This is a genomic window from Zhengella sedimenti (assembly GCF_046506625.1).
Taxonomy (GTDB): Bacteria; Pseudomonadota; Alphaproteobacteria; order Rhizobiales; family Rhizobiaceae; genus Zhengella; species Zhengella sedimenti.
Genome location: NZ_JBKFFP010000002.1, coordinates 680,951 through 705,259, shown reverse-complemented (window position 1 = coordinate 705,259; position 24,309 = coordinate 680,951). Strand labels below are relative to the sequence as shown.

At 64.4% G+C, this 24,309-nt stretch carries 22 protein-coding genes; 8 read left to right on the top strand and 14 right to left on the bottom strand.

What is annotated here, in order from left to right; all coding sequences use genetic code 11:
- Positions 1-141 precede the first annotated feature (141 nt).
- Both ACLB6G_RS08990 and ACLB6G_RS08985 read right to left on the bottom strand, forming a co-directional pair.
- Entirely contained in the window at positions 142-873 is a 732-nt protein-coding gene (locus ACLB6G_RS08990) for a cytochrome b/b6 domain-containing protein (protein ID WP_410355805.1), read from the bottom strand.
- Complete coding sequence (locus tag ACLB6G_RS08985; RefSeq protein ID WP_410355804.1) at positions 873-2,513, bottom strand: tetrathionate reductase family octaheme c-type cytochrome; 1,641 nt, start codon at positions 2,511-2,513, stop codon at positions 873-875. The genes ACLB6G_RS08990 and ACLB6G_RS08985 overlap by 1 nt, the downstream gene beginning before the upstream one ends.
- A gap of 188 nt (positions 2,514-2,701) precedes the next feature.
- Here ACLB6G_RS08985 and guaA point away from each other — a divergent pair, with 188 nt between their 5' ends.
- Positions 2,702-4,264, top strand: coding sequence for a glutamine-hydrolyzing GMP synthase (gene guaA, locus ACLB6G_RS08980; RefSeq protein ID WP_410355803.1), 1,563 nt, complete (start codon positions 2,702-2,704; stop codon positions 4,262-4,264).
- Positions 4,265-4,466: 202 nt separating this feature from the next.
- On the opposite strand, the gene ACLB6G_RS08975 is transcribed toward guaA, so the two are convergent.
- The 9 genes from ACLB6G_RS08975 to ACLB6G_RS08935 form a co-directional block, all read right to left on the bottom strand.
- Positions 4,467-5,228 (bottom strand): SDR family oxidoreductase, encoded by a 762-nt coding sequence (locus tag ACLB6G_RS08975; protein WP_410355802.1) that lies wholly within the window; start codon positions 5,226-5,228, stop codon positions 4,467-4,469.
- A 7-nt stretch (positions 5,229-5,235) separates the two neighbouring features.
- Entirely contained in the window at positions 5,236-6,126 is an 891-nt protein-coding gene (locus ACLB6G_RS08970) for a 2-oxo acid dehydrogenase subunit E2 (RefSeq protein ID WP_410355801.1), read from the bottom strand.
- A gap of 1 nt (position 6,127) precedes the next feature.
- Positions 6,128-7,558, bottom strand: a complete 1,431-nt coding sequence (locus ACLB6G_RS08965) for an NAD-dependent succinate-semialdehyde dehydrogenase (RefSeq protein ID WP_410355800.1) — start codon at positions 7,556-7,558, stop codon at positions 6,128-6,130.
- Between the two features lie 15 nt (positions 7,559-7,573).
- On the bottom strand, positions 7,574-8,923 hold the full coding sequence (locus ACLB6G_RS08960) for a biotin/lipoyl-containing protein (protein ID WP_410355799.1): 1,350 nt from the start codon (positions 8,921-8,923) through the stop codon (positions 7,574-7,576).
- Positions 8,913-9,911, bottom strand: coding sequence for an alpha-ketoacid dehydrogenase subunit beta (locus ACLB6G_RS08955; RefSeq protein ID WP_410355798.1), 999 nt, complete (start codon positions 9,909-9,911; stop codon positions 8,913-8,915). Before ACLB6G_RS08955 ends, ACLB6G_RS08960 begins: the two co-directional genes overlap by 11 nt.
- The gene (locus tag ACLB6G_RS08950; protein WP_410355797.1) at positions 9,908-10,942 is read right to left on the bottom strand and encodes a thiamine pyrophosphate-dependent dehydrogenase E1 component subunit alpha; all 1,035 of its coding nucleotides are present in this window, start codon (positions 10,940-10,942) and stop codon (positions 9,908-9,910) included. The genes ACLB6G_RS08955 and ACLB6G_RS08950 overlap by 4 nt, the downstream gene beginning before the upstream one ends.
- Positions 10,943-11,012: 70 nt before the next feature.
- Positions 11,013-12,311, bottom strand: a complete 1,299-nt coding sequence (locus ACLB6G_RS08945) for a M24 family metallopeptidase (RefSeq protein ID WP_410355796.1) — start codon at positions 12,309-12,311, stop codon at positions 11,013-11,015.
- A 68-nt stretch (positions 12,312-12,379) separates the two neighbouring features.
- On the bottom strand, positions 12,380-13,189 hold the full coding sequence (locus ACLB6G_RS08940; protein ID WP_410355795.1) for an SDR family NAD(P)-dependent oxidoreductase: 810 nt from the start codon (positions 13,187-13,189) through the stop codon (positions 12,380-12,382).
- A gap of 21 nt (positions 13,190-13,210) precedes the next feature.
- The gene (locus ACLB6G_RS08935; RefSeq protein ID WP_410355794.1) at positions 13,211-14,947 is read right to left on the bottom strand and encodes an ABC transporter substrate-binding protein; all 1,737 of its coding nucleotides are present in this window, start codon (positions 14,945-14,947) and stop codon (positions 13,211-13,213) included.
- Positions 14,948-15,270: 323 nt separating this feature from the next.
- Between ACLB6G_RS08935 and ACLB6G_RS08930 the strand changes: the two genes are divergently transcribed.
- The 7 genes from ACLB6G_RS08930 (at position 15,271) to ACLB6G_RS08900 (ending at position 22,251) form a co-directional block, all read left to right on the top strand.
- Positions 15,271-16,227 carry a sugar ABC transporter substrate-binding protein gene (locus ACLB6G_RS08930; RefSeq protein ID WP_410355793.1) on the top strand — a complete coding sequence of 319 codons (957 nt, stop codon included), beginning with the start codon at positions 15,271-15,273 and terminating at the stop codon, positions 16,225-16,227.
- Between the two features lie 83 nt (positions 16,228-16,310).
- Positions 16,311-17,108 (top strand): SDR family NAD(P)-dependent oxidoreductase, encoded by a 798-nt coding sequence (locus ACLB6G_RS08925; protein WP_410355792.1) that lies wholly within the window; start codon positions 16,311-16,313, stop codon positions 17,106-17,108.
- A 64-nt stretch (positions 17,109-17,172) separates the two neighbouring features.
- Positions 17,173-18,147, top strand: coding sequence for an ABC transporter permease (locus tag ACLB6G_RS08920; RefSeq protein ID WP_410355791.1), 975 nt, complete (start codon positions 17,173-17,175; stop codon positions 18,145-18,147).
- Positions 18,148-18,157: 10 nt separating this feature from the next.
- On the top strand, positions 18,158-19,159 hold the full coding sequence (locus ACLB6G_RS08915; RefSeq protein WP_410355790.1) for an ABC transporter permease: 1,002 nt from the start codon (positions 18,158-18,160) through the stop codon (positions 19,157-19,159).
- A complete protein-coding gene (locus ACLB6G_RS08910; RefSeq protein ID WP_410355789.1) occupies positions 19,156-20,673 on the top strand; it encodes a sugar ABC transporter ATP-binding protein in 1,518 nt (505 codons plus the stop codon). The genes ACLB6G_RS08915 and ACLB6G_RS08910 overlap by 4 nt, the downstream gene beginning before the upstream one ends.
- 1 nt (position 20,674) lies before the next feature.
- Positions 20,675-21,544 (top strand): NAD(P)-dependent oxidoreductase, encoded by an 870-nt coding sequence (locus tag ACLB6G_RS08905; RefSeq protein WP_410355788.1) that lies wholly within the window; start codon positions 20,675-20,677, stop codon positions 21,542-21,544.
- Complete coding sequence (locus ACLB6G_RS08900) at positions 21,541-22,251, top strand: ThuA domain-containing protein (RefSeq protein WP_410355787.1); 711 nt, start codon at positions 21,541-21,543, stop codon at positions 22,249-22,251. Before ACLB6G_RS08905 ends, ACLB6G_RS08900 begins: the two co-directional genes overlap by 4 nt.
- Before the next feature lie 5 nt (positions 22,252-22,256).
- Here ACLB6G_RS08900 and ACLB6G_RS08895 read toward each other — a convergent pair whose 3' ends face one another.
- The 3 genes from ACLB6G_RS08895 to ACLB6G_RS08885 all read right to left on the bottom strand — a co-directional run bounded on the left by ACLB6G_RS08895 (position 22,257) and on the right by ACLB6G_RS08885 (position 24,159).
- Positions 22,257-22,601: a hypothetical protein gene (locus ACLB6G_RS08895; RefSeq protein ID WP_410355786.1), complete on the bottom strand. Its 345-nt coding sequence runs from the start codon at positions 22,599-22,601 to the stop codon at positions 22,257-22,259.
- Positions 22,602-22,702: 101 nt separating this feature from the next.
- Positions 22,703-23,509 carry a trehalose-phosphatase gene (gene otsB, locus ACLB6G_RS08890; RefSeq protein ID WP_410355785.1) on the bottom strand — a complete coding sequence of 269 codons (807 nt, stop codon included), beginning with the start codon at positions 23,507-23,509 and terminating at the stop codon, positions 22,703-22,705.
- Entirely contained in the window at positions 23,506-24,159 is a 654-nt protein-coding gene (locus ACLB6G_RS08885) for a hypothetical protein (RefSeq protein ID WP_410355784.1), read from the bottom strand. The genes otsB and ACLB6G_RS08885 overlap by 4 nt, the downstream gene beginning before the upstream one ends.
- Positions 24,160-24,309: the final 150 nt, after the last annotated feature.

Here is a 24,309-nt window from a genome sequence, read left to right as displayed (position 1 = left end):
AGCTGCCATCAACGCTTTGAAAAACGACAGCAAAGCCGTCTTGTGCGGACATGATGCCGGCCTGTCCCGCAAGGCCCGCCACAGGCAGGGCGTGACAAGCCGGCCCGCGGCCCGGACCGGCTTGTCCGCTCCCCCGGCCCGTCAGTGCGTTCCGGGAGAAGGCTCGAGCGGCGCGCCCTGCCGTTCTTCCAGATAGGCGGCTTCGGCTGCGGTAAGCTCCACGTCGTCCCGGCCGGTGATCATCGACCGGATATAGTGGGTCCAAGGCGTGCCGGTCGTCGCCATGTAGACATGGATCACGACAAACACTGCCATGGCCCACGCCGCCGCCGTGTGCAGGAACACCACGACGATGAACGCATCCGCCGCCCATGGCTGGTGCTCCCAGAAATTGTAGAGCAGGTAGGCGATGCCCGAGGCCCAGAGCGTGGAGACGATGAACAGGCTCAGCGCCACATAGGTCAGCGCCTGCAGCGGGTTCTGCTTGGAATGCAGGCGCTTGTGATAGGGCTTGGAGGCGCCCTGCAGGATGCCCCATGAGTAATAGGTCATGATCGTCCAGAGGTTCTCGTTCTTCGGGAAGAACTGCTTCCATTCCCCCGTCGTGAACCACCAGAAGATGGTGAAGACCCAAAGCGCGATGAGCAGTAGCGCCGCGCCGGTGTGCAGCGTGACCGCGAGACCGAAGGGCAAGAGGCCGTGCAGTCCGTGCAGGCCGAAGCCTGTGAACAGCAGCGACAGGATCAGGAAGGCCTGGCTCCAGTGCCAGAACCGCTCGTAGCCCTTGTAGATGGTGATGCGGTAACTCCTGACCGTGTCGCTGTCCTTGCGCTCGGGAGCGTCCTTGAGGTCATTGCTGAACATGTCGGTCATCAGGCTTTCCTCCGCGAACTCATGACAATTCTCAGCAGGCCGTGCCCGGCGACGCCGAGCGCCGCAGCGCCGACGGCCAGAAGCCCGATCAGGTCCATCCATGCAAAGCCGTCGCGTCCCGGCATGTAGAAGCCGGCGACATTGGCGAGCCTGCCTTCCTTCGCGTGGCAGGAATCGCATTTCAACGCCTCGTCGGCCGGAGCGACCATGTGCGTGATCGGCCAGTACATGTAGGTGTCGACGAAATCGAACGACCCGGAATACTCCTTGCCGGCTGCCGTCATGCCCGCGTCGATGGCCTTGCCCCAGTCGAAATTGGTCCAGAAGGCGGTGTCCGATTCGGGGCCGAAGACATTGGTCATCACCAGCCGCTTCAACTGCGCATCATAGGCCTGGCGGCCTTCCATGCGCTTGAACGGCCAGATGCGTGAATCCGGGTCGGCGGGCGAGCCGGGGATGCGGTTGATCTCCACCACGCCCGAAGGGTCGATCGTGTCTTCCTGCTTGGTGTACTCAACCTGTCCATTGAACCAGGCGTAATGCGGCGTCACGTCCTCGCCCCACTCGAAATCTCCCTTGGTCGACAGGTAGGTGTGCAAGTGGCCCCCGTCGCCCTGGGTGTAGTTCTCCTCGCCGTAGGGCTTGCCGTCCTTCATCTTTCCCGCCGTCGACCAGTCCCATCTTGTCTTGGTGGCGATGCCGCCCTTGGCGAATTCGGGAATGTGACAGGTCTGGCAGGCCACGCGGTCGGTATGGTCGTTCAGCTTGATCGCCAGCAGCGGGTTCGGCCCTTCATGCGGCGCCGTGCCGTGGCAGGATTGGCATGTGGCGACATCGCGCCGCTCTCCGGGCTTGCGCATCGCACCATGGCCCTTCGATGTCTCGTCGCCGGCCGCGTTCACATGGTAGCGGCTGCCTGCCCAGCTATGCGCCTCCGAGACATGACAGGTCGAGCATTGCATGTCCGCCCCGTCCGCCGCCATGTGCACGTCGACATGCTTCGACGGGTCGAACAGCGCCGAGGACAGGTCGCCATGCTTCACGTTGTCGCCGCCGCCGCCATAGAAATGGCATTGGCCGCAATTTTCCGCCTTGGGCAGGCCGACGCTCATGGCGGCCTTCGACAGGTCGACAGCCCAGGCCTTGGCGCCGGTGATGGTGGTGCCCTTGACCGGGTCCGGCCCGGTGGCGACATGACCGGCCGCCGTGGCGAGCTTCGTGTATTGTCCGCTCTGGTCGTGGCAGATCAGGCAGTCGACGGCCGTTTCCTGCTGCGGCGGCCCGGCCTTCATGTCAGTCCAGCCATAGCCGGCATGGCAACTGGTGCAACGCGGCTCGTTGGAGGCCACATTGCCGCAGAACGAATTGATGACCTCGGACTTGCCCAGCACCTGCCCGGTGACGGGATGCTGGTATTTCCAGGTCCAGTGGATCGAGCCCATCACCTGCTTCGATGCTTCGGTATGGCAGGCCAGGCAGGCCTTGGTGACCTCCGGCCCCGAGGCGAATGCCTGTTTCAGCGCCTCGAACTTCGAGTGATCGGCCGTCGCCGAGTTTCCTTTCTCTGCCGCGGGAGCCGAAACGGCCGCCGCCACCAATACAAGGAATCCGAGGAATGCCTGTACGATTGTCTTCCGCATGAAACCCTCCCTCCATGCCCGCCAAGACCGCGAACATGAACACATTGAGAGGTGGGCATGGAAAAAGCGTCTTGATCCTGGTCAAAACATTAGCCGAGTTGGGCGCGGCGAATTGATGCATCCGCGATGGCTCTTTGCGGGTGAGCAATTCCATTGCGCCGCAGCAAGAATCCCACTAAAGCCTTGCCATGACACACACAGCCCATCCTGACACCGTTCTCATCATCGACTTCGGCTCCCAGGTCACGCAGCTGATTGCCCGGCGCGTGCGCGAAGCCGGGGTCTATTGCGAAATCGTTCCCTTCCAGTCGGCCGAGGAGGGCTTCCTCCGGCTGAAGCCGAAGGCGGTGATCCTGTCCGGCGGCCCTGCCTCGACGACCGAGATGGGCAGTCCGCGCGCCCCCCGGATGGTCTTCGACAGCGGCCTGCCGGTTCTGGGCATCTGCTACGGCCAGCAGACCATGTGCGGGCAACTGGGCGGCAAGGTGGAGAGCGGCCACCATCGCGAATTCGGCCGCGCCTATCTGGAGGTGCAGAAGCCCTGCGCGCTCTATGAAGGCGTCTGGGAGGTGGGCACCCGCCATCAGGTGTGGATGAGCCATGGCGACCGCGTGACGGCGCTGCCGGAGGGCTTCGAGGTGGTGGCGACGTCGCCCAACGCGCCCTTCGCGGTCATCGCCGACGAGGAGCGCCGCTACTATGCGGTGCAATTCCATCCGGAAGTGGTGCATACCCCCGATGGCGCGAAGCTCCTGTCCAACTTCGTCCACCGGATCGCCGGACTGAAGGGCGACTGGTCCATGGCAGCCTACAAGGATCAGGCCATTGCCGCCATCCGCGAACAGGTGGGGGACGGAAGGGTGATCTGCGGCCTGTCGGGCGGGGTCGATTCCTCCGTTGCCGCGCTGCTGATCCATGAAGCCATCGGCGACCAGCTGACCTGCATCCTCGTCGACCACGGCCTGATGCGCAAGAACGAGGCGGCCGAGGTGGTCGCCATGTTCCGCGAGCACTACAATATCCCGCTGGTGCACGTGGATGCGTCCGATACCTTCATTTCCGCGCTCGAAGGCGAGGCCGACCCGGAGGTCAAGCGCAAGACCATCGGCCGGCTTTTCATCGATGTCTTCGAGGCCGAGGCGAAGAAGCTGGGCGGGGCGGATTTCCTGGCCCAGGGCACGCTCTACCCCGACGTGATCGAGAGCGTCTCCTTCACCGGCGGCCCGTCCGTGACGATCAAGAGCCACCACAATGTCGGCGGCCTGCCGGAACGCATGAACATGAAGCTGGTCGAGCCGCTGCGTGAACTGTTCAAGGACGAGGTGCGCAAGCTTGGCAAGGAATTGGGCCTGCCGGACCATTTTATCGGCCGCCATCCTTTCCCGGGTCCGGGCCTTGCCATCCGCTGCCCCGGCGGTGTGACGCGCGAGAAGCTGCGCATCCTCCAGGAAGCCGACGCCATCTATCTCGACGAGATTCGCAAGGCCGGCCTCTATGATGCCATCTGGCAGGCTTTCGCCGTCCTGCTCCCCGTCCAGACGGTGGGCGTCATGGGCGACGGGCGCACCTATGAATTCGTCTGCGCGCTTCGCGCGGTCACATCGGTGGACGGCATGACGGCCGATTTCTACCACTACGACATGGAATTCCTCGGCCGCGCCGCCACCCGCATCATCAACGAGGTGCGCGGCATCAACCGCGTCGTCTACGACGTCACCTCCAAGCCCCCCGGCACGATCGAATGGGAGTGAGCGTGTGGTTGCCGTGAGGCAACCGAAAGCCAACGATTTGGCTTTCGGAACACGCGAACGCGCGGAGCCATGGCGAAGCGCAGAAAAGCGGTCGACGCGAAGCGGCGATCAATCGTGAACGATTTCACGATTTAAGCGACGAACGCGCGGGACGCCCAAGCGCAGCGCAGGAACCCCGGTCGGCACATGAGCGCCGGCAGCCCTAACGCGCCAGCCATCCCCCGTCCGCGGGAAGGATGGCACCGTGGATGAACCGGGCCATGTCGCTGCACAGGAAGGCGACCGGCCGGGCGATTTCCTCCGGCTTGCCCCAGCGGCCGGCAGGAACGCGCGCCATCAGCGCCGCCTCGCGCGCGGCATCCTTCTGCAGGGCCTCGGTGTTGTCGGTGGCGATGTAACCCGGTGCGACGCCGTTCACGTTGACGCCGTGCGCGGCCCATTCGTTGGCAAAGGCGCGCACAAGCTGCGCCACGGCACCCTTGCTGGCCGCGTAGCCCGGCACCAGGATGCCGCCCTGGAAGCTGAGCACGGATGCCACGAAGACGATATGGCCATTCCCGCGCGCCAGCATGGACCGGCCAAGGGCCTGGGTGAGGATGAAGGGCGCGTCGCAATTCACCGCCATCACCGCGTCCCAGTCGGCAAGCGGATGCTCGGCCGCCGGCGCACGCCGGATCGTGCCGGCATTGTTGACGAGGATGGAAATGTCCTGACGTGCGGCCAACTGTTCTGCGAGCGCAGTCACGGCGTCCCGGCTGGCAAAGTCGCAGGCCTCGCTTGTAAACGAGCGGCCGGTTTTGGTCACCTGGCGCGCGGTTTCGCTTTCCGGCGGAAGGCCGGCTGAACTGACGCCGACAATGTCGGCGCCGGCCTCGGCCAGTGTGCGGCAGATCGCCTGGCCGATGCCGCGCGAAGCGCCGGTGACGACGGCGGTCCGGCCCGAAAGATCGATGGCGAGGCTCATGGCATCCTCACAGCATCCGGCGCGGATCGGCGAGCAGATGCGTGTAGCGGGCCAGGAAGCGCGCCGCATCCGCGCCATTGATCACGCGGTGGTCATAGGAAAGGTCGAGCGGCGCCATGGGCACCGGCTGCCAGGCCTCGTCTTCCCATACCGGCACGGTTTCGGTGCGGGTGATGCCGAGGATCGCGACTTCCGGCGGGTTGACGATGGGTGTGAACGCCGTTCCGCCAATACCGCCGAGATTGGAGATCGACATGGACGCCCCGCCCATTTCCTCCGGGCGCAGCTTGCGCGCCTGCGCCTTGCCGGCCAGGTCGGCGATGTCGGCTGCTATGGCCCACAGGCCCTTTCGCCGGGCGTGACGGATGACCGGAACCATGAGGCCATGCGGCGTATCGACCGCGATGCCGACATGAACATAGTGCTTGCGCACCAGCCGTTCGCCGTCCGCGCTCAGCGACGTGTTGAAGCGCGGAAAGTCCTCGAGACAGAGAGCCAGCGCCTTCACATGGAAGGCCAGTGCCGTCAGCCGCAGGCCGCGTGCGTCCGCCTCGGGGCGAAGCCGCTTGCGCAAGGCCTCGACCGCGCGCATGTCGGCGCGGTCGTGATGGGTCACCTGCGGGATCATCCGGTTGGCCGCCGAAAGGTTGTCGGCGGCAACGCGCGCGATCCGCGGCAATGCTTCCTCGCTCACGGGTCCGGACGCGGCATGGTCCACAGCCCAGTACCGGCTGTCATCCTGTCTGGCAGGGCTTGCCGCGCCATCGAGAAAGTAGTCCACATCCTCGCGCGCCAGGGTGGTCCGGCCTGTCTGCTTGGCGATGTCCGCCAGGTCGACGCCCTTGCGCCCGGCATAGGAGATCACGGAAGGACTGGCGATGAAGTCGCTCGCGCCCATGTCACCACTCCGCCGAGATATACTGGGTTTCCATGAATTCGAGCATGCCCTCATGCCCGCCCTCGCGGCCGAGACCCGATTGCTTGACCCCGCCGAAGGGGGCGGCCGGGTCCGAGACGAGCCCGCGATTGAGGCCGACCATGCCGTATTCGAGCCGCTCGCAGACGCGCATCGCCCGCTTCATGTCCTGCGAGAACACATAGGCGACAAGCCCGTATTCGGTGTCGTTGGCGCGCCGGATGACGTCGGCCTCGTCCGTGAAGGTCTGCAGCGCGGCAACCGGGCCGAAGATCTCGTCATGCACGCAATCGGCTGTTTCCTGGACATCGGTCAGCACTGTTGGCGGATAGAAGAACCCCTTGCCATTGGGCCGCGTTCCGCCCAGCGTGATGCGGGCGCCCTTCGCAACCGCGTCGTCCACGAAGGCCGCCACCTTGTCGCGCGTATCGGCATTGACCAGCGGGCCGACGTCAACGCCCTCATCGAGGCCATTGCCCATTTTCAGCTTCGCCATGGCGCCGGTGAATTTCGCGGTGAATTCATCGGCAACGCGTTCGTGAATGTAGAAGCGGTTTGCAGCGGTACACGCCTCGCCAAGATTGCGCATCTTGGCCAGCATGGCCCCGGCGACCGCCGTGTCGATGTCGGCATCCTCGAAGACGATCAGCGGCGCATTGCCGCCCAGTTCCATGGCCGGCTTGACGATCTGGTCTGCGGCCGAGCGCAACAGCTTGCGGCCCACATCCGTCGAGCCGGTGAAGGAGACGACGCGCACGCGCGGATCGTGCAGCATGTGGTCGACCAGCCGGCCCGCGCTTTTCGAGGGCAGCACGTTGACGAGGCCTTTCGGCACGCCGGCCTCTTCCAGCAGCGGCATCAGCGCCAGCATGGTCAGCGGCGTTTCCGAGGCCGGCTTGATGATGACCGGGCAACCGGCCGCCAGCGCCGGGGCGATCTTGCGCGTCCCCATCGCCGCCGGATAGTTCCACGGCGTGACCAGAACCGCGATACCCGCCGGCTTGTGCTGAACCACGATGCGCGCGCCGGAGGAGGGCGCATGGGTGACCATCCCGTCGGCGCGAACCGCTTCCTCGGCGAACCAGCGGAAGAATTCCGCCGCATAGGTCGCTTCACCGATGGCATCGGCCCGTGCCTTGCCGTTCTCCAGCGTGATAAGCCGGGCGAAATGGTCGAGACGCGCGGTCATCAGTTCCCAGCAGCGGCGCAGGATTTCCGAGCGTTCGCGCGGCTTGCGGGCGGCCCAGTCGGCGAATGCGCCCTCGGCCGCGTCCAGCGCGGCATCGGCATCCGCGGTTTCCGCAGAGGCAACGGAAGCGATCACCTCTTCGGTGGCGGGGTTGACGACATCGAAACGTTCCCCCCTGGCACCAGCGCGCCATTCGCCGTCAATGTAGAGATCGGTGTGGTCCATGGGTCTTTCTCCGGGTCACAGGAGGTGGCGCAGCGGATCGGCAAGCCGGCCTGCGAATGTATCGACAAGGCTGAAGGCTTGCGCCTCGGACAGCCGGTCTTCGCGATAATCGAGGGTGATGGTGTGGCTGCCGCCGTCCCTGCTGACCGTCAGCACAGGCGCGGCGCCGGCGCGGGCACTGGTGGCAAGCACCGCTGTGCCGGTGAAATCGCGCATCACGAGGTCCGGAGCGCTACCGTCTGCCTCTGCCGGTCGGCTCGCAATACGCACATGGTCAGGATCGGCAAATCGCCCTTCCGGCGCCTGCCCGTTCCGCAACTCGACGACGATCGTGTCATCTTCCATCCCGGTCGCATCGCGCAGCGCCGCGCCGGCGAATCTGAGCCAGGCAAGCCGCGGCGCGATCTTCGTTCCACCATCATGATCCAGCCAGGCGATGAAATCGTCGAAGCCTTCGGCGGATACGCGCGCACTGACGTTCAGGATGGCGCCGGAAACACCGGGGCCGGTGGCCGCGAGCTGGCTTGTGGCAAGCGCGCGCAGCTTTTCCAGATCCGCGACATGAAACGGTTGCGGCACGCCGTGGGCGGCAAGCAATGCCAGGTCCAGCCCTTCTTCCACCGCGATCCGCCGCGCCTTGGGCGAGGCGAGGATACGCCCGCCAGCCTGTGGTGCGGCGGCTGCCGGCGCTCTCGGAGACGGGGCTGCCGGAACTGGCTGGGGGGGCGGCACCGGCGCAGCATCCTGTTCCGGCGCTGCCGCGGGTTTCTCCGAAAGGCGGCGCTGCAAGGGAGCCGAAGGCCTGGCTTGCGAGATGACCGCGATGACCGAGCCGACCGGGACGGCCTGTTGCGCTTCCGCCAGGATCGCGGCGACGAAGCCGTCGTGTCCGGCTGTCACCTCCATGACCGACTTGTCGGTCTCCACTTCCAGCAGGATGTCGTCGGCGGCGACCGGATCGCCCGGCTGTTTCGCCCAGGAGACGATCAGTCCCGTATCCTGCGCCATGCCGAGCGCCGGCATGATGACGTTTTCTCCCTCCGGCAGACTGTCACCGTCCGCCCCTTCCGGTTCGGCTTGTGCGGAAGCCGGCGCCGCCGCTGACCCGGCGGCGGCCGCTTCCTCGGCACTGTCGGCGATGATCGCCACGACCTGGCCGACCGGCACATCCTCGCCCGCCGACGCGCTGACCTGCCCCAGGAAGCCGTCCGCCTGCGCCTCGACCTCCATCGCGGCCTTGTCCGTCTCCACCTCGAACAGCGGATCGCCCTCGGCCACGGCGTCGCCCGGCTGTTTCAGCCATGCGATGATCTTGCCGGTCTCCTGGGCCATGCCCAGCGCCGGCATGATGACATCATGCGGCATGGAACAGCTCCCCGCGCACCGCCTTGCGTGCCTGCTCGGCAAGCCTGTCCGGCGTCGGCACGGTCATGTCTTCCAGCGCTGGCGAGAACGGCACCGGCACATCCATGGCGCCCATGCGCTGCACCGGCGCATCGAGATGGTAGAAGGCCTTCTCGGTGATGCGCGAGGCGATTTCGCCGGTCACGCCGTAATTCAGGTGGCCCTCGTCGATGACGATGGCGCGCGACGTCTTGCGCACCGAGGCAAGGATCGTCTCCTCGTCTAGCGGCACGATGGTTCGCGGATCGATCACCTCGGCGGAAATGCCTTCCGCGGCGAGCGTCTCGGCGGCCTTCAATGCAACCTGAACCATGGAGGACGTCGCAATGAAGGTGATGTCCGAGCCCTCGCGCAGCACGGCCGCCTCGCCGAAGGGGATCAGGTATTCCTCCTCCGGCACCGGCGCCTTGTCGTTGTACATCAGCTTGTCTTCGAAGATGACGACCGGGTTGTCGTCGCGGATGGCCGTCTTCATCAGCCCCTTGGCCTCGTAGGCGGAGGAGGGCAGGGCGACCTTCAGTCCGGGAATATGCGCCACGAGCGCGTGCAGCGATTGCGAATGCTGGGCCGCCGAGCGCCGCGTGGCGCCGAGATTGGTGCGCAGCACCAGCGGCACCTTCAGCTTGCCGCCCGACATGTAATGCGTCTTGGCCGCCTGGTTGCACAACTGGTCCATGACGAGGAAGAGGAAATCGCCGAACATCAGGTCGACGATCGGCCGTGATCCGGTCATGGCCGCGCCGACCGCCAGCCCCATGAAGCCCGGCTCCGCGATCGGCGTGTCGATCACCCGGTCCGTACCGAATTCCTCCACCAGTCCCGACAGCACCTTGAACGGCGTGCCGGCCTCCGCCACGTCCTCGCCGATCAGGAAGATCGTTTCGTCGCGGCGCATCTCCTCGGCAATCGCCTCGTTGACCGCCTTGGAAAGCGTGATCTCGCGGGTCATGTCCGGGCTCCTCGAATATAGCCGAGTGCGTGCGGCACGCCGGCAAAGACATGCATGTCGACCTCGGACGCGTCCGGGTAGGGCGCCTTCTCGGCATAGGCGACGGCCGCCTTGGCCTCGTCCCTGATCTCGTTGTTGATTGCGACAAGTTCGTCCGCGGTGACGATCTTCTGTTCTTCCAGCCACTTGCCGAAATTGGTGATCGGGTCGCGCCGGGTCTTCCAGTCCGCTTCCTCGTCCTTCGAGCGGTAATAGTCGCGGTTGATGTCGCCCACGTGATGGCCGTGATAGCGGTAGGTCATCAGTTCGATGAAGAACGGGCCTTCGCCCTTGCGCGCCCTGTTGACCAGTTCATCCGCCAGCTTGTTGACGGCGAGCACGTCCTGACCGTCCACCTGGTGGCTCTCGATGCCGAAGGCCTGCGCGCGCGCCAGGATGGACCCGGCGGCGATCTCGTCGGTCTTCGTATATTCCGAATAGCCGTTGTTCTCGCAGGCATAGATGACCGGCAGTTTCCACAGCGCGGCCATGTTCATCACCTCGTACCACAGGCCCTGTGCGGTGGCGCCATCGCCGAAGAAGCATACGGCGACATCGTCGCGGCCGAGCCGCCTGGCCGAAAGCGCCGCGCCCGTCGCGATACCCATGGAGCCGCCGACAATGGCGTTGGCGCCGAGATTTCCATTGCCCTGGTCGGCGATGTGCATGGAGCCGCCCTTGCCGCGGCAATAGCCTTCCGCCTTGCCGAGAAGCTCGCAGAACATCTCCCTGAATTCCGCGCCCTTGGCCACGCAATGGCCATGACCGCGATGGGTCGAGGTGATCTTGTCGGTGACGCGCAGGGCCTCGCATATGCCGACCGCGACCGCTTCCTGGCCGGAATACATATGCGTCAGCCCCGGCATCTTGGCCGACAGGTAAAGCTGGTTGGCATTGTCCTCGAAGGCCCGGATGCGCACCATCTGGCGATACATGCGCAGATAGTCCTCCGTGTTCCGCTTCGGTTTCGATGACGCTTTTGCAGCGTTCATGGCTGGGCTCCAGAATGGTTTGGGCCGGTCCGGCGCCCTTGTGCGGGCTGTCCGGACCGGCCCGGGAGGATCAGTAACGGTTGGCGATGGGCAGTTCCTCGGCCGGGAACAGCGAGATGACCTCGACGCCCGTATCGGTCACCACGACCTCTTCCTCGATGCGTGCGGCCGAGAAGCCGTCTGCGGCCGGGCAATAGGTCTCCAGCGCGAAGACCATGCCGGTCTGGATTTCCATGGGATGATCGAGCGAAACGGCGCGGCTGATGATCGGCCGCTCGTGCAGGGCAAGGCCGAGCCCGTGGCCGAATTGCAGGCCGAAGGCGGCGTCCTCGTTCGGGAAGCCGAATTCCTCGGCCTTCGGCCAGACGGCGGCCACCTTGTCGGTCGTCACGCCCGGCTTGATCATGGAAATGGAGGCGTCGATCCATTCGCGCGCCTTCACATAGGCGTCGCGCTGGGCCGGCGTCGCCCGTCCGATGTTGAAGGTGCGGTAATAGCAGGTGCGATAGCCCTGGTAGGACTGCAGGATGTCGAAGAAGGCCTGGTCGCCGGGCCGGAAATACCGGTCGGTGAAATTGTGCGGATGCGGATTGCAGCGCTCGCCGGAGATCGCGTTGATCGCCTCCACGTCGTCCGAGCCCATCTCGTAGAGCATCTTGTTGGACAGCGCGACGATGTCGTTCTCGCGCACGCCCGGCTTCAGCTCCTCGTAGATCATGTGATAGACGCCATCGACCATGGACGCGGCCTGCGTGAGAAGCTGGATCTCGTCCCAGTTCTTGATCTCGCGTGCCGCCAGCATGATCTGCTGCCCGTCAATGACGTTCAGGCCCTCTTCCTGCAGTGCGTGGAACATGGCCGTCTCGGCATAGTCGACGCCGACCGGCATGTCCGCCATGCCGGCATCGCGGATGAGACCGGCGATCTCGCGGGCATATTTCCGCATCAGGCCGAATTCCGGCGGAATGGTGCCGCGCATGCCGACCACGCCGGCCCGGCAATGATCCGGCTCCAGCCAGTCGGAGAATTTCCGGTGATGCATGGCCGCGGAGCCGAAATCCCAGACGTAAGGGGAATCGTCCCCGGTCAGCAGGCAGAAGCGGCACATCTTGTCCCGTTCCCACTCGCCGATCTTGGTCGCCGAGACATAGCGGATATTGTTGACGTCGAAGAGCAGCAGCGTGCCGGCGGGCGAGTTCTTCATGGCCTGCCGCGTGCGGCTCAGCCGATAGCGGCGCAGCCGGTCGTGGTCGATGCGGCGCTCGAAATCGACGGAGGTGTGACCCCAGGCGGGGAGGCGGCCCTCCCATCGCCAGTTCGGCTCCAGGTCGGCTGGCGTCAGGATGTTGGGTGTCAGTGCGCGGTTCATGACAAACTCCTCGAGGTGCGCCCATGCGCACCCGTTTCAGGACATCGGGGGTGAAGGAATTGCGGGCGCTACTGGATGCACCAGCCGCCGTCGATATGGATCATCTGGCCGGTCATGTAGTCGGAATCGTCGCTGGCCAGGAAGGATGCCGTACCCACGATGTCGTCGGGATAGGACACCCGCTTGATCTGCAGCGCATCGCGCACGATGTCCTCGTAGGCCTGGCCTTCGCGATCCTTGAAGCCGATATCCACGAGGTCCTTGTCGAGCTGTTCCCACAGCGGCGTCACCACGACGCCCGGCGCATAGCCGTTGACCGTGATCTTGTGTTCCGCAAGGCCGACTGCGCCGCAATGGGTGAGCGCCAGGCAGCCGTATTTCGAGGTGCAATAGACCGTCACGTCGACCAGCGGCTTGCGCGAGGCGATGGAGCCGACATTGATGAGCTTGTAGGGATGGTCGTCCATCGGCCCCTGGGCGATCATCTGGCGCGCCGTCTCCTGCATGCCGAGCCACATGGCCTTGGTGTTGACGGTCATGATCATGTCCCAGTTGTCTTCATCGATATCCATGAAGAAACGCGGCTTGTTGAGACCGGCATTGAACAGGCCGACATTGATCGAACCGAAGGCGTCCACCGTCGCGGCAACCGCCTGGGCATTGTCCTCGCGTTTGGTCACGTCCATCTTCACCGCGATGGCCTTGCCGTTGCCGGCCGCATTGATGCGATCGGCAACCTTCTGCGCCTCGTTAGGATCGAGGTCGCCCAGGCACACGTTGGCGCCCTGCTGCGCAAACGCCTCGGCATTGGCCGCGCCCATGCCGCGCGCAGCGCCGGTGATGAGGATGTTCTTGCCCTTGAGGCGATTGGGATCCATGTCTTCCTCCCTGGAGTTGCTCTAGTCCCGCAAGGCGCGTTCGGCCCTCTCCTGGGCCCGGCGCAAAGCGTTCTTCGGTGTCACGACGCCTCTCAGCATGTCGTGGAATTCCTCGCCGCAGATGCGGATGAGATCGGAAATCTGCGGGATCGGCGGGCGCGGCCAGAACTGCAGTTCGTCGCGCCACGACATCTGGTCCACCGCCTCGAAGATCGTCGATGAGCGGCGCACGTCGGGGTCCGCACCCACGGAATAGCGCGGATTGGTGCGGCTGCCGTTCTGCACGTAGAGCTTTTGCGCCTCTGGCGACGTGAAAACCGTCAACGCCTTGGCCGCCGCCTCCAGCCGCTCCGGCTGGATGTTGCGCGGGATGCCCAGCGCATATCCGCCCACCGGCGCGACCGGCCGTGCATCCGGCCCCGCCGGGTGCGGCAGATAGCCGGTCTGGCCATGGGCCGGAGAGGAGGGATCCAGCTCGAAATACGGCGCCAGCAGCGTGTAGCCATAGGCCATGGCCACGTCGCCCGCCGCATAGGGACGCACGCGCTCGTACCACGACATCGACAGGATGTAGGGCGGCGAGTATTTCAGCATGTCCATCAGGTATTCGGCGGCGTTCAGCGCGGCTTCGCTGTCGATCATCGGCCGGAAGCCGCCGCGATGGAGCGTGTCCGTGTCATGGCCGCCGGCATTGGGCGGCAGGTCGATGACCGGCTGGCCGAAATCCGCCATGGTCATCAGGAAGGTGTGGCCGAGCGCGGTCCCGCGCGCTGCGTTCCATGCGATCCCGTATTTGCCGTGCAGCGGGTCATGGAACTCGCGCGCGGCGCGGATCACGGCGGTGGTTGTCCGGGGCGGCTCGATGCCGGCTTCCGCGAACAGGTCCTTGCGGTAGAAGAAGAGTTCCGGCGTCGTCTGTGCGGGCACGCCGTAGGACGCTCCGTTCCAGTGGGTCGCCTTCCAGCCGGCCGTGTGGAAGTCGGCCGGATCGAGAACCGCCAGGTCGAGCGCCTCGCCGAGCGGCATCAGGACGCCGCCTTCAACCAGTTCGCCCAGCCAGGGCAGGTCGAAGGCGATGATGTCGTATCGGCTGGCCTTCCGTTCGGCATTCTTGAGGATTTCCTGGTGCAGCCGGTCGATCGAAAAGGCGCGCTGGTGGATGTCGGTGCCCACCACCTGCTCGAACTGCCGCTTGAGATTGTCCATCACCATGAAGGTGGGATCGCCATGGACGAGAACCCGCACGCCGCCCGGTATGCGCAACGGCTCGGGCAGCACCTTGATCGGCGGAATCGCCCGGGCCGCCATGTAGGAGTCGCCAAAGAAGTAGTCGCCCTTGTCCGCCTCCACGTTTCCGGGCGCGAAGCTGGAGGCAGCCAGGCGCTGCAGTCGCCCGGTCATCTGCACCCAGCTTTCCAGCAGCTTGTCGCTGGGATGCAGCGTGAAGGTCTTGCCGCTGCGGGTGCGCGGGCGCTGGTCGATCAGTCCCTTCTCGACCATTTCCTTCATGCGGCGGTTGGCCGTCGCATAGGGCGCGCCGGATGCGCCGATCAGGGAGGTCGGCGTGACGGGCTTTGCTTCCAGATGGCTCTTGACCAGGTGCAGCGTCATGCGGAAATTCGGATTGGGCGCAAACATCTCCATGGCATCCTCGAGTTCCTCACCGAACGCTTCGAGAAACGAGATCACATTGAGCATCTCGTGCTGGTTGCCTCTCGGCACCGGAGCCGCCTGCGCGCCTTCCCCTCCCTTGTTCATGTTGAATGATGCTCCCCCTTCGCGTCCGGCGCCCGTCTGGCGCCTTGCAAGGTTTCGGAAATCATCAGCTTTCTCGTCGGATTTCATCGCGACATCCCTAAAATGTTCAGATTGGCGATCAGTGCATACGGACAATAAATCCGGATCGGACATTTAAATATCCAATTTGGATATAATTTCGGCTCAATTGATGGTCCGGACGCGTCAGTTTGTTGTAGGACGTTCGGGACGCAACCGGACGGCCGTGGGGCAGCGCGGTGGCCTTCTTTCGGGAACAGCCTGGCTTGCTGCCATGAGGAAATTCGTTTTTGGGAGGAATTCAGATGAAACTACGTACGCTGCTTGCGGCAACAACGACCACGGCGCTCGTCGCCATAGCGGGCGCTGCCAGCGCCGCCGACTACAAGATCGGCATCACGCAGAACAATGTCGGCGTCGACAGCTACCAGACGACCTACGAGAAGGCGTTCATCGCGGCCGCCGAGGCCAATGACAAGGTCGAGGCCGTCGTCCTCGACGCCGGCGGTGACGTCGCCCGCCAGATCGCGCAGATGGAAGACCTGATCCAGCAGGAAGTCGATGCAATCATCATCTGGCCGACGAATGGCGAAGCGGTCATTCCCGCGGTCCGCAAGGCGCAGAAGGCGGGCATTCCGGTGATCGTGACCAATTCCAACATCGCCGAGCAGGGTTTCGAGTTCGTCAAGTCCTTCTCCGGTCCCGACAACATCACCCAGGGGTCCCGGTCCGCCGAGATCATGTGCGACAAGTTCAAGGAAATGGGCATCGAGAAAGAGGCGAAGATCGTCCAGATCTCCGGCCAGCCCGGCTACACGACCGCCATCGAGCGCGCCAAGGGCTTCGAGGACCGCCTCCCCGAGGTCTGCCCGGACGTCACGCTGATGGAAACGCAGCCCGGCGACTGGAACCGCGAGAAGTCGCAGAAGGTCATGGAGGCCTTCCTGGTCAAGTATGACGACATCGACGGCGTCTACGCCGGCGATGACAACATGGGCGTCGGTGCGCTCAATGCGGCCAAGGCGGCCGGCCGCGAGGGCATCATCTTCGTCGGCGCGACCAACTTCTCCGTCGGCTACGAAGCCATGGAGCGCGGCGAATACTGGGGCTCGATCTACCAGTCGCCGGTCGACGACGCCGAGGCCGCGCTGCAGACCGCCATCGATGTGCTCGACGGCAAGGACGTTCCCTTCCTGAACTACTTCGATACGCCGAAGATCACCCAGGACAACATGAGCGAGTTCGAAAAGCCGGTTTTCTGACCGGTCCGGCAGAACGCACCCGCCGGAGCGCATCGATGCGCTCCGGCGGGGCTTGCATCGCAAACGCGGTTGGGGAGGCGAAAATGGGCCGTGTAACCGGCCGGTCATGCATTGTGACCGGCGCTGCCAGGGGTATCGGACGGGCCATCGGCGAGGCGCTTGTCGCGGAAGGTGCGGACGTCTGCTTCGCGGACCTAGATGCCGACAGCGTGCAGGCTGTGGCCAGCGCCTGCCAGGCACGCGCGGAGGAGACCGGCGCGAGGGTGACGGCCTGTGCCGTCGACGTGACGCGGCGGGACAAGGTGCGCTCCATGGTCGCCCATGCGGTCGATGCCTTCGGCAAGATCGACGTCGTCTTCAACAATGCCGGTGTCAACAAGCCGATGAACTTTCTCGACGTGACCGAGGAGAACTGGCATTTCATCATGGATGTCAACGGGCTGGGATGCCTCATCGGCATCCAGGAGGCGGCACGCCAGATGATTGCGCAGGGGACCGGCGGAAAGATCATCAACACCGCTTCGATTGCCAGCAGGCAGGGCTTTGACAATGTCGCGCCCTATTGTGCCAGCAAATGGGCTGTGGTCTCGCTGACCCAGTCGGCTGCGCGGGATCTGGCCCGCCACAACATTACCGTGACCGGTTTCGCGCCGGGCGTGGTGGCCACCGAAATGTGGGAAGAGGTGGACCGCGACCTGATGAATATCGGCGCGGCCGAGCGGCCCGGCCAGGCAATGGAGGAGTTCGCCTCCGGCATCCTGAAAGGCCGGGTTGCCAAACCCGCCGATGTCACCGGAACGACGACGTTCCTGGCTTCCGCGGAAAGCGATTACATGACGGGGCAGATCGTCATGATCGACGGGGGCATGGTTCTCGTCTGAGAAAGGTGCCGGCGCCGCTGGCCGTCAGGGCCGGTGGGAGAGGCGTCCGGCAATGGGAGGAATGATGGCGCAGCTGACGAAATCCGGCCTGGGCGGTTTTCTCGCCCGCCAGGGCATCCTGGTGGCCTTTGTGCTGTTCATGGTCGGTTTCACGATCGCGAACGACCGCTTTGTCGATCCCGACAACATCATGGGCGTGATCCGCTCGTCGGCCATTCTGGGCGTCATGGCGCTAGGCGTCACCTTCGTGGTGATCAGCGGCAACCTCGACCTCTCTGTCGGTTCCATGATGTCGTTTTCGACGATTGTCGTCCTCGATCTGCACGACAAGATCGGGCCGACACTGGCCATCCCCGCCATGTTCGCCATGACGCTGTGCCTCGGGGCCCTGATCGGCTTTCTCGTCGGCTATCTCAAGCTCAACTCGCTCATCGTCACGCTCGGCATGCTGTCGGCCATCCACGGGCTTACGCTCACCTATTCCGGCGGCAAGAACATGGATATCGCCGACAAGGAGGGCACCTGGTTCTCCGTGTTCGGGCAGGGCGAGATCGTCGGCATACCCGTTCCCATCATCATTTTCGCCCTGCTCGCCGCAATCCTTGGCGTCGTGCTCGCCAAGACGCCGTTCGGGCGCAAGGTCTATGCCGTTGGCGGCAATGGTACGGCAGCGACCTTTTCGGGCATCCGCCGCGCGCGGGTGGTCTTCACCTGCTACCTTCTGTCCTCCTTCTGTGTGGCGACGGCCGGGCTGATCCAGGCCAGCCGCAGCCTTGGCAGCCAGAACACGGTCGGCCAGGGCCTGGAACTGGAAGTGCTGGCAGCCGTCATCCTCGGCGGCGCGTCGCTGCTCGGCGGATCGGGAACGATCTTCAAGACGGTCATCGGCGTGCTGATCCTCGGCTTCATCCAGAACGGGCTGCTGCTCGTCGGACTGCAGTTCTATGTCCAGTACGTCGTTACCTGGATCATCATCATCCTTGCGGTCTGGCTCGATATCGCGGCCAAGCGCGGCAAGCTCTGGTCATCCATCGCGTGAGGCCCGGATCATGGAAGCTGGTACCCTGAGCAGATTTCTCAAGAGCGGCGCCATCTGGGGCTTCATCGTCCTTGAGCTGATCTTCTTCTCCATCGCTGGCGAATACCTGTCCCTCTCGGACAAGGCCTTCATGGACGTCGACAACATGCTGCTGCTGTTCAAGCAGTCCGCGCCGATCGGCATCATCGCCGTGGGCATGACGATCATCATGATCAACGGCAATATCGACCTGTCGGTCGGCGCCACCTTCGCGCTCAGCGCCATCGTGCTTCTCGACAGCATGACATGGCCGGTCTTTGCAGGTCTCGGCGACTGGGTCATCCCGGTTGCCTGGGTGCTCGCCCTGGCGACGGGTGTCCTGCTCGGCGCGGTCAACGGGCTCATCGTCTGGAAGACCGGCGTCGACGCCTTCATCGTCACGCTCGGCTCCATGCTGGGCTATCGCGGCCTGGTCTTCATGTACAACGGCGAACAGCCGACATCGCACCTGAACTGGACGCTGGTCGACTTCACCGAGGCGCATTTCCTGGGCCTGCACACCGCGACGTGGTTCCTGCTCGGCGTCACGGCGGTCATCTGGTTCGTGATGAACAGGACGGTGCACGGGCGCAATGCCTATGCCATCGGCGACAATCGGGAAGCCGCGGTCAATGCAGGCATCCGGGTCGGCCCGCACATGATGATCAATTTCATGATCATCGGTTTCCTTGCCTCGCTGTCGGCTGTCGTCTTCTACTCCGAATCCGGTTCGGTGAACCCCAATGACGGCGAACTCTACGAGCTATGGGTCATCACCGCCGTTGTGCTTGGCGGCACCAAGCTGACCGGCGGTTCGGGGTCAATCATTTCCACCTTCGGCGGCGTGCTGGCCATCCAGTTGCTCCGGAAGGGCCTGGCCCATATCGGCGCCAACACCGAAACGGTCAATCTGGTCATCGGCCTCATCCTCATCGCCGTCCTGTTTCTCGACAGGCAACTGACCAGGAAGGGCAAGGAGGAGTTGAAGATATGAGCGAGACCGTACCTGCCCTGCGCCTTGAGGGGATCGTCAAGACCTTTCCCGGTGTCCGCGCCCTCGATGGCGTCTCGTTTTCCGTCCTGCCCGGGGAGGTCCATGCGCTGATGGGCGAGAACGGGGCGGGCAAGTCGACCCTGATGAAGGTGCTCGGCGGTATCTACCAGCCGGACGAGGGGCGCATCATCGTTGCCGAGAAGCCGGTGACCATGCGCAACCCGCTGGAGGCCAAGGCAAAGGGCATCGTCTTCATCCACCAGGAACTGAGCCTGGCCGAGGAACTGACCGTTGCCGAGAACATCTATCTGGGCGAACTGCCGAGAAAGCGCTTCGGGCTGGTGGACTGGAAAAGGCTGTTCGAGAAGACCGACGCGATCCTTGAGAAGCTGAAGGTCGGCTTCGATGCCAGGACCATCGTGGGCACGCTGTCGATCGCCAACCAGCAGATGGTGGAAATCGCCCGCGCGCTGACGGTGGATGCCAAGGCGGTCATCTTCGACGAGCCGACGGCATCGCTGACCGACGCCGAAAAGGTCGTGCTCTTCGATGTGATCGCCGACCTGAAGGCACAGGGCGTCGGCATCATCTATATCTCGCATCGCATGGAGGAGATCTTCCGGATCACCGACCGAATCTCCGTGCTGCGCGACGGGCAATACCGCGGTACGCTGAACACGGCCGAGACGAACGAGGACGACATCACGCAACTGATGATCGGCCGCAAGCTCGACCTGTCGCGCAATGCCAGCCACCACGAACTCGGCGACATCGCCATCGAGGTGCGCAACCTGTCCTGCGGGCATCTCTTCCAGGACATCAGCTTCCATGTGCGCCGGGGCGAGGTCGTCGGTTTCTACGGCCTTGTCGGCGCCGGCCGGACCGAGATCGCCGAAACCCTGTTCGGCCTGCGCACGCCTTCCGCCGGCACCATCCTGCTCGACGGCCAGGAGGTCGCGATCCATTCCCCCGCCGATGCCATTGCCAGGGGCATTTCGCTGGTGCCGGAGGATCGCAAGGGACAGGGCCTGGTCCTCGGCATGAATTGCCGCGACAACATGACCCTTCCGCAGGTGGACGACCTGAAAGCCGGTCCCTTCGTTGCGGAAGGCTCCGAGATCGCCATCTTCGACCAGTATCGCGACAGGCTGGATATCCGGACGCCGGGCTGGAAGCAGACGGTGGGCAACCTGTCTGGCGGCAATCAGCAGAAGATCGTCATCGGCAAGTGGCTGTCCATGCATCCAAACGTCCTGATCGTGGACGAACCCACGCGCGGCATCGACGTCGGCTCCAAGTCGGAGATCCACAACCTGATCCGCGAACTCGCTGCCCAAGGCTATGCGGTGATCGTCATAAGTTCCGAAATGCCGGAAGTGCTGCACGTGTCCGACCGAATCGTCGCCATGTTCGGCGGGCGCATCATTCGCACCTTCACATCGGAGGAAGTGACGGAGGACAACCTGATCCAGGCGATTTCCGGGATTGGCAACGGGGACCGGGATGTCGCCTGACATGCGCGTCGGCTTCGCCGGCCTGGGGCGGATGGGCACGGAGATGGCACGCAATCTCGCCCGCGCCGGCCACGATCTGCTCCTGTGGAACCGGTCTGCGGCAAAGGCATTGGAACTGGCCGCCGAACTGGACTGCGGGACCGCCGCAACCCCGCGCGAACTGGCCACGGCCTGCGATGTGGTCATCACCATGCTGGCCGATGACGAAGCCTCTGCGCGGGTCCATTGGGGCGACGACGGGCTTTTCGCCGGGGCGGGAACGCTGACCCTCGTGGAAATGGGCACGATGAGCCCGGACCATGTCGCCGCGCTCGCCAGGAAAGCGCCGCAGGGCGTGCAGGTCATCGACGCGCCGGTCTCCGGCTCCACGCAGGCCGCCCGCGACGCATCGCTGATGATCATGGCCGGTTGCGGCCCGGCGGATTCCGCGCCGCTCATGCCGCTCTTCGACGCGATGGGCCGCCAGACGATCTGCCTCGGCAGGCCCGGAGCGGGCGCGGTGATGAAACTGGCGGTCAATGCCATGATCCACGGCATCAACCAGACCTTTGCCGAAGCCATGACGCTGGCCGAGGCCGCCGGCATCGGGACCAAGACGGCCTTCGACGTCATCGAGGCGAGCGCGGCCTGCGCGCCCATGCTGAAATACCGCCGTCCGCTTTATCTGGAAGAGGCTGCCCACGAGGTCACCTTCACGGTCGCATTGGCGCGAAAGGACATGGCGGCCATGGCGGCGCTGGCCGGCACGCTCGGCGTGGCCATGCCGCAAGGCGCGGTGACGCTGGCCAGGCTGCGCGAGGCCGAAGCGCGCGGATACGCCGCGCGGGACATGGCGTCGATCCTACAATTCATGCGTGAGGAAAACCAATGAAGGCAGCACTCTTCGTCGGTGGCTGGGAAGGCCATGCGCCGACGCAATTCAGTGACTGGTACGCCGATTTGCTGAAGGCCAACGGCTTTTCAGTCGATGTTCACGAGACGCTGGAACCGCTGGAACATCCAGGCGATCTTGCCGATGTCGATCTCATAACGCCCATCTGGTCGTCTGCGCGGTCGGGCCACCGCGAGGAATTCGGCAACATGACCAAGCCGCAGGAGGACGGGCTGCTGAAGCTGATTGGCGAGGGGTGCGGCATCGCCGGCTGGCATGGCCACATGGGCGACGCCTTTCGCGACCGTCCGACCTATCATTTCCTGATCGGCGGGCAGTTCGTCGCCCATCCGCCCGGCTGGCCGGACAATCTCCAGCCCGCGGAGGATTACATCGATTACGATGTCACCATCTGCAAGCCCGATGATCCTGTCGTCGAGGGCATCCGCAGTTTCCGGATCCGCTCCGAACAATATTACATGCTCGTTGATCCATCCAACGAGGTGCTTGCGACGACCACCTTCTCCGGCGATCACCTCTGGTGGATCGAGGGAACCGTCATTCCGGTGGTCTGGAAACGCCGCTGGGACAAGGGCCGCGTCTTTTACTGCTCCATCGGCCATGAACTGGACGACCTGAAGGTGCCGCAGGTCACCGAGATCATCCGCCGTGGCGCCTTGTGGGCGGCGCGGCAAGATCGCATCTAGGCTGGTCAGTCATCATCCGGCCGGTCGCCCGCGGACGGGTCAGTCTTGAGCGGATTGCCGATTCTGCCCTCCAGCACCGCGCGCGGCCCTTCGGCGGCATGAGCGGCATCTGCCATTTCAAGCACCTCGTAGAGCTTTTCGTCGCGAAACGCGCTGGCAAAGCGGGTCGAGACGCCGTCTCCGGGCTTGGCATCGCTTTCGAGGAAATCGTTCTCGGCCTCGCTGGCCACGATGCGCGCATCGGCGGGGGAAAGCGCCCGGACCAGGACCTCGCCCTGGTTCGGCGCGCGGTCCCAGTTCGGGTCATAGTTCGCTGCCGCGGGGCGCAGTCTGTAGATTGCGGTTTTCATGGAAGACAAACCCGCGCGGGCGCAAAAAGGTTCCCGCGCTGGCCAATCCCTGGCGGCGTGTCGGCTCTCATGAACCTGGCATCGCGAACTGCCCCCCCCTGTCAGCAGGGCTCGCACGCGCCCTTGGCAAGGCCGGCGAGCCAGTCGTGGAGAGCGGCGGGATGCATCAGCCGATAGCGGGCGCGGGTCGCCCCGCTGCCGATCTTGATGGAGATGCCGTTCCAGGCATCGATCTGCGAAAACCCTGCCTCATCGGTGGTGTCATCGCCGGCAAAGACCGGCAGGCGCCCCGCGAACGGAGGCCGCGCCATGAAGGAAGCCAGGGCATCGCCCTTCGTCCGGGCGCTTGCCTTGAATTCCACCACCATCTTTCCCTCGACGACATGGATGGAAGGGAAACGCTGGCGGATGTCATGGGCGAAGGCAAGGCTGACGGGAGCCATGTCCGGACACATGCGGTAATGGAGGGAAAGCGAACCGCTCTTGACTTCCAGGACCATGCCCGCGTGCCGTGACGCGATGCGACCTGCCTCGCCGTGCACGTCCGCCAGAGCGCCATCATCTGTTTTGGCCCGCGAGATCAAGCCGTCCGGCATGCGCCATTCAAGACCATGAACCCCGGCGGCGGCCATGCGAAGCGGAGAAAGGCGGCGGTCCAGGTCGGCGATTTCCCGGCCCGAGACGATGGCCAGTGCGCCGCCGCAAAGGTCCTGCAGAGTGGCAAGGACGGAAAGCACGCCGTCGTCCACGCGCGCGGTGGCCGGATCGTCGACAATTTCCGCCAGCGTTCCGTCGAAGTCGAGAAAGAACGCGGCACGGGTCGCGTCGATATCGTCCGGAGGTGCCGGAAGCCGGGTTTCGCGCACGGTTTGCTTGCCTTGCTTTTCGCGGATGGTGAGACGGGTCAACGGCGTTTACCGGCGCAAGGTTCCTGGCGGCCTTGCGGCTTACGCTGCATGTACGCGCCGATGGACCGCAGCGCGGCGCGCGAACGTATCTGTTCGGCCGTATAGGTTCGTGGCTCCAGGTGCACACCCCGCTGCGTATGTCGCAAGTCGAACGAACGCCGCGCGGCAACAGGCGTATCGCGTGCGGTATAGGTCGCGACGATCGTCACGGTCAGTTCATCGACGGTCTTCACGATGTGACCCTTGTCGGTTGTCCGGTCGATCAATTGCCCATAGGAGCCGATATCGATGAACTCGCTGCTGCCGAGCGGTCCCTGCATCCATTGCGGGCGGCGGTCAACCTGATCGCTGACCTCGACATCCAGATCGCTCAGCGAGCAGCGCGACCGCCGATACGTGGTTTCATCGCCGGATCGGTAGCCGATATCGGTAATGACCGCTTCGATATAGATGGGTTCGGCGCTCATGTTGGCGATCAGGCAATGGGCCTGAAGACTGTCCCCGGCACCTTGGTTGATCAGGATCTTGGGCCTGATCCTGTGGCGAAAATTGCTGAGCAGAAGCTGGAAATAGAGCGTCCAGACCACCAGGGTCGCGATGCTTGCAATCGCGCTGACGGCCCCGTGGTTATCCTGCAGCCAGTTCCACATGGTTCCTTCCGGATGCTTTGCCTCGGCCCGTTGCTGTGCCGGGACCGGGAGGCTGGTTTCTGCCGGGTCGATGCCCGGGCCTGCGGACGTGGCTTGAAAAGGGACCGGCCACGCCGGAGACCGGTCCCACCGCAGCGGATATACGAAGGG

Excerpts from the sequence above, each read along its gene's own strand:
- ACLB6G_RS08915 (WP_410355790.1), top strand. The coding sequence starts at position 18,158 with ATGGAAGCTGGTACCCTGAGCAGATTTCTCAAGAGCGGCGCCATCTGG.
- ACLB6G_RS08935 (WP_410355794.1), bottom strand. The coding sequence starts at position 14,947 with ATGAACAAGGGAGGGGAAGGCGCGCAGGCGGCTCCGGTGCCGAGAGGC.
- ACLB6G_RS08920 (WP_410355791.1), top strand. The coding sequence starts at position 17,173 with ATGGCGCAGCTGACGAAATCCGGCCTGGGCGGTTTTCTCGCCCGCCAG.
- ACLB6G_RS08930 (WP_410355793.1), top strand. The coding sequence starts at position 15,271 with ATGAAACTACGTACGCTGCTTGCGGCAACAACGACCACGGCGCTCGTC.
- ACLB6G_RS08900 (WP_410355787.1), top strand. The coding sequence starts at position 21,541 with ATGAAGGCAGCACTCTTCGTCGGTGGCTGGGAAGGCCATGCGCCGACG.
- ACLB6G_RS08960 (WP_410355799.1), bottom strand. The coding sequence starts at position 8,923 with ATGCCGCATGATGTCATCATGCCGGCGCTGGGCATGGCCCAGGAGACC.
- ACLB6G_RS08990 (WP_410355805.1), bottom strand. The coding sequence starts at position 873 with ATGACCGACATGTTCAGCAATGACCTCAAGGACGCTCCCGAGCGCAAG.
- ACLB6G_RS08940 (WP_410355795.1), bottom strand. The coding sequence starts at position 13,189 with ATGGATCCCAATCGCCTCAAGGGCAAGAACATCCTCATCACCGGCGCT.
- ACLB6G_RS08965 (WP_410355800.1), bottom strand. The coding sequence starts at position 7,558 with ATGGACCACACCGATCTCTACATTGACGGCGAATGGCGCGCTGGTGCC.
- ACLB6G_RS08910 (WP_410355789.1), top strand. The coding sequence starts at position 19,156 with ATGAGCGAGACCGTACCTGCCCTGCGCCTTGAGGGGATCGTCAAGACC.
- ACLB6G_RS08895 (WP_410355786.1), bottom strand. The coding sequence starts at position 22,601 with ATGAAAACCGCAATCTACAGACTGCGCCCCGCGGCAGCGAACTATGAC.
- ACLB6G_RS08950 (WP_410355797.1), bottom strand. The coding sequence starts at position 10,942 with ATGAACGCTGCAAAAGCGTCATCGAAACCGAAGCGGAACACGGAGGAC.
- ACLB6G_RS08945 (WP_410355796.1), bottom strand. The coding sequence starts at position 12,311 with ATGAACCGCGCACTGACACCCAACATCCTGACGCCAGCCGACCTGGAG.
- ACLB6G_RS08975 (WP_410355802.1), bottom strand. The coding sequence starts at position 5,228 with ATGAGCCTCGCCATCGATCTTTCGGGCCGGACCGCCGTCGTCACCGGC.
- ACLB6G_RS08985 (WP_410355804.1), bottom strand. The coding sequence starts at position 2,513 with ATGCGGAAGACAATCGTACAGGCATTCCTCGGATTCCTTGTATTGGTG.
- ACLB6G_RS08885 (WP_410355784.1), bottom strand. The coding sequence starts at position 24,159 with ATGTGGAACTGGCTGCAGGATAACCACGGGGCCGTCAGCGCGATTGCA.
- ACLB6G_RS08955 (WP_410355798.1), bottom strand. The coding sequence starts at position 9,911 with ATGACCCGCGAGATCACGCTTTCCAAGGCGGTCAACGAGGCGATTGCC.
- guaA (WP_410355803.1), top strand. The coding sequence starts at position 2,702 with ATGACACACACAGCCCATCCTGACACCGTTCTCATCATCGACTTCGGC.
- ACLB6G_RS08905 (WP_410355788.1), top strand. The coding sequence starts at position 20,675 with ATGCGCGTCGGCTTCGCCGGCCTGGGGCGGATGGGCACGGAGATGGCA.
- ACLB6G_RS08925 (WP_410355792.1), top strand. The coding sequence starts at position 16,311 with ATGGGCCGTGTAACCGGCCGGTCATGCATTGTGACCGGCGCTGCCAGG.
- ACLB6G_RS08970 (WP_410355801.1), bottom strand. The coding sequence starts at position 6,126 with ATGGGCGCGAGCGACTTCATCGCCAGTCCTTCCGTGATCTCCTATGCC.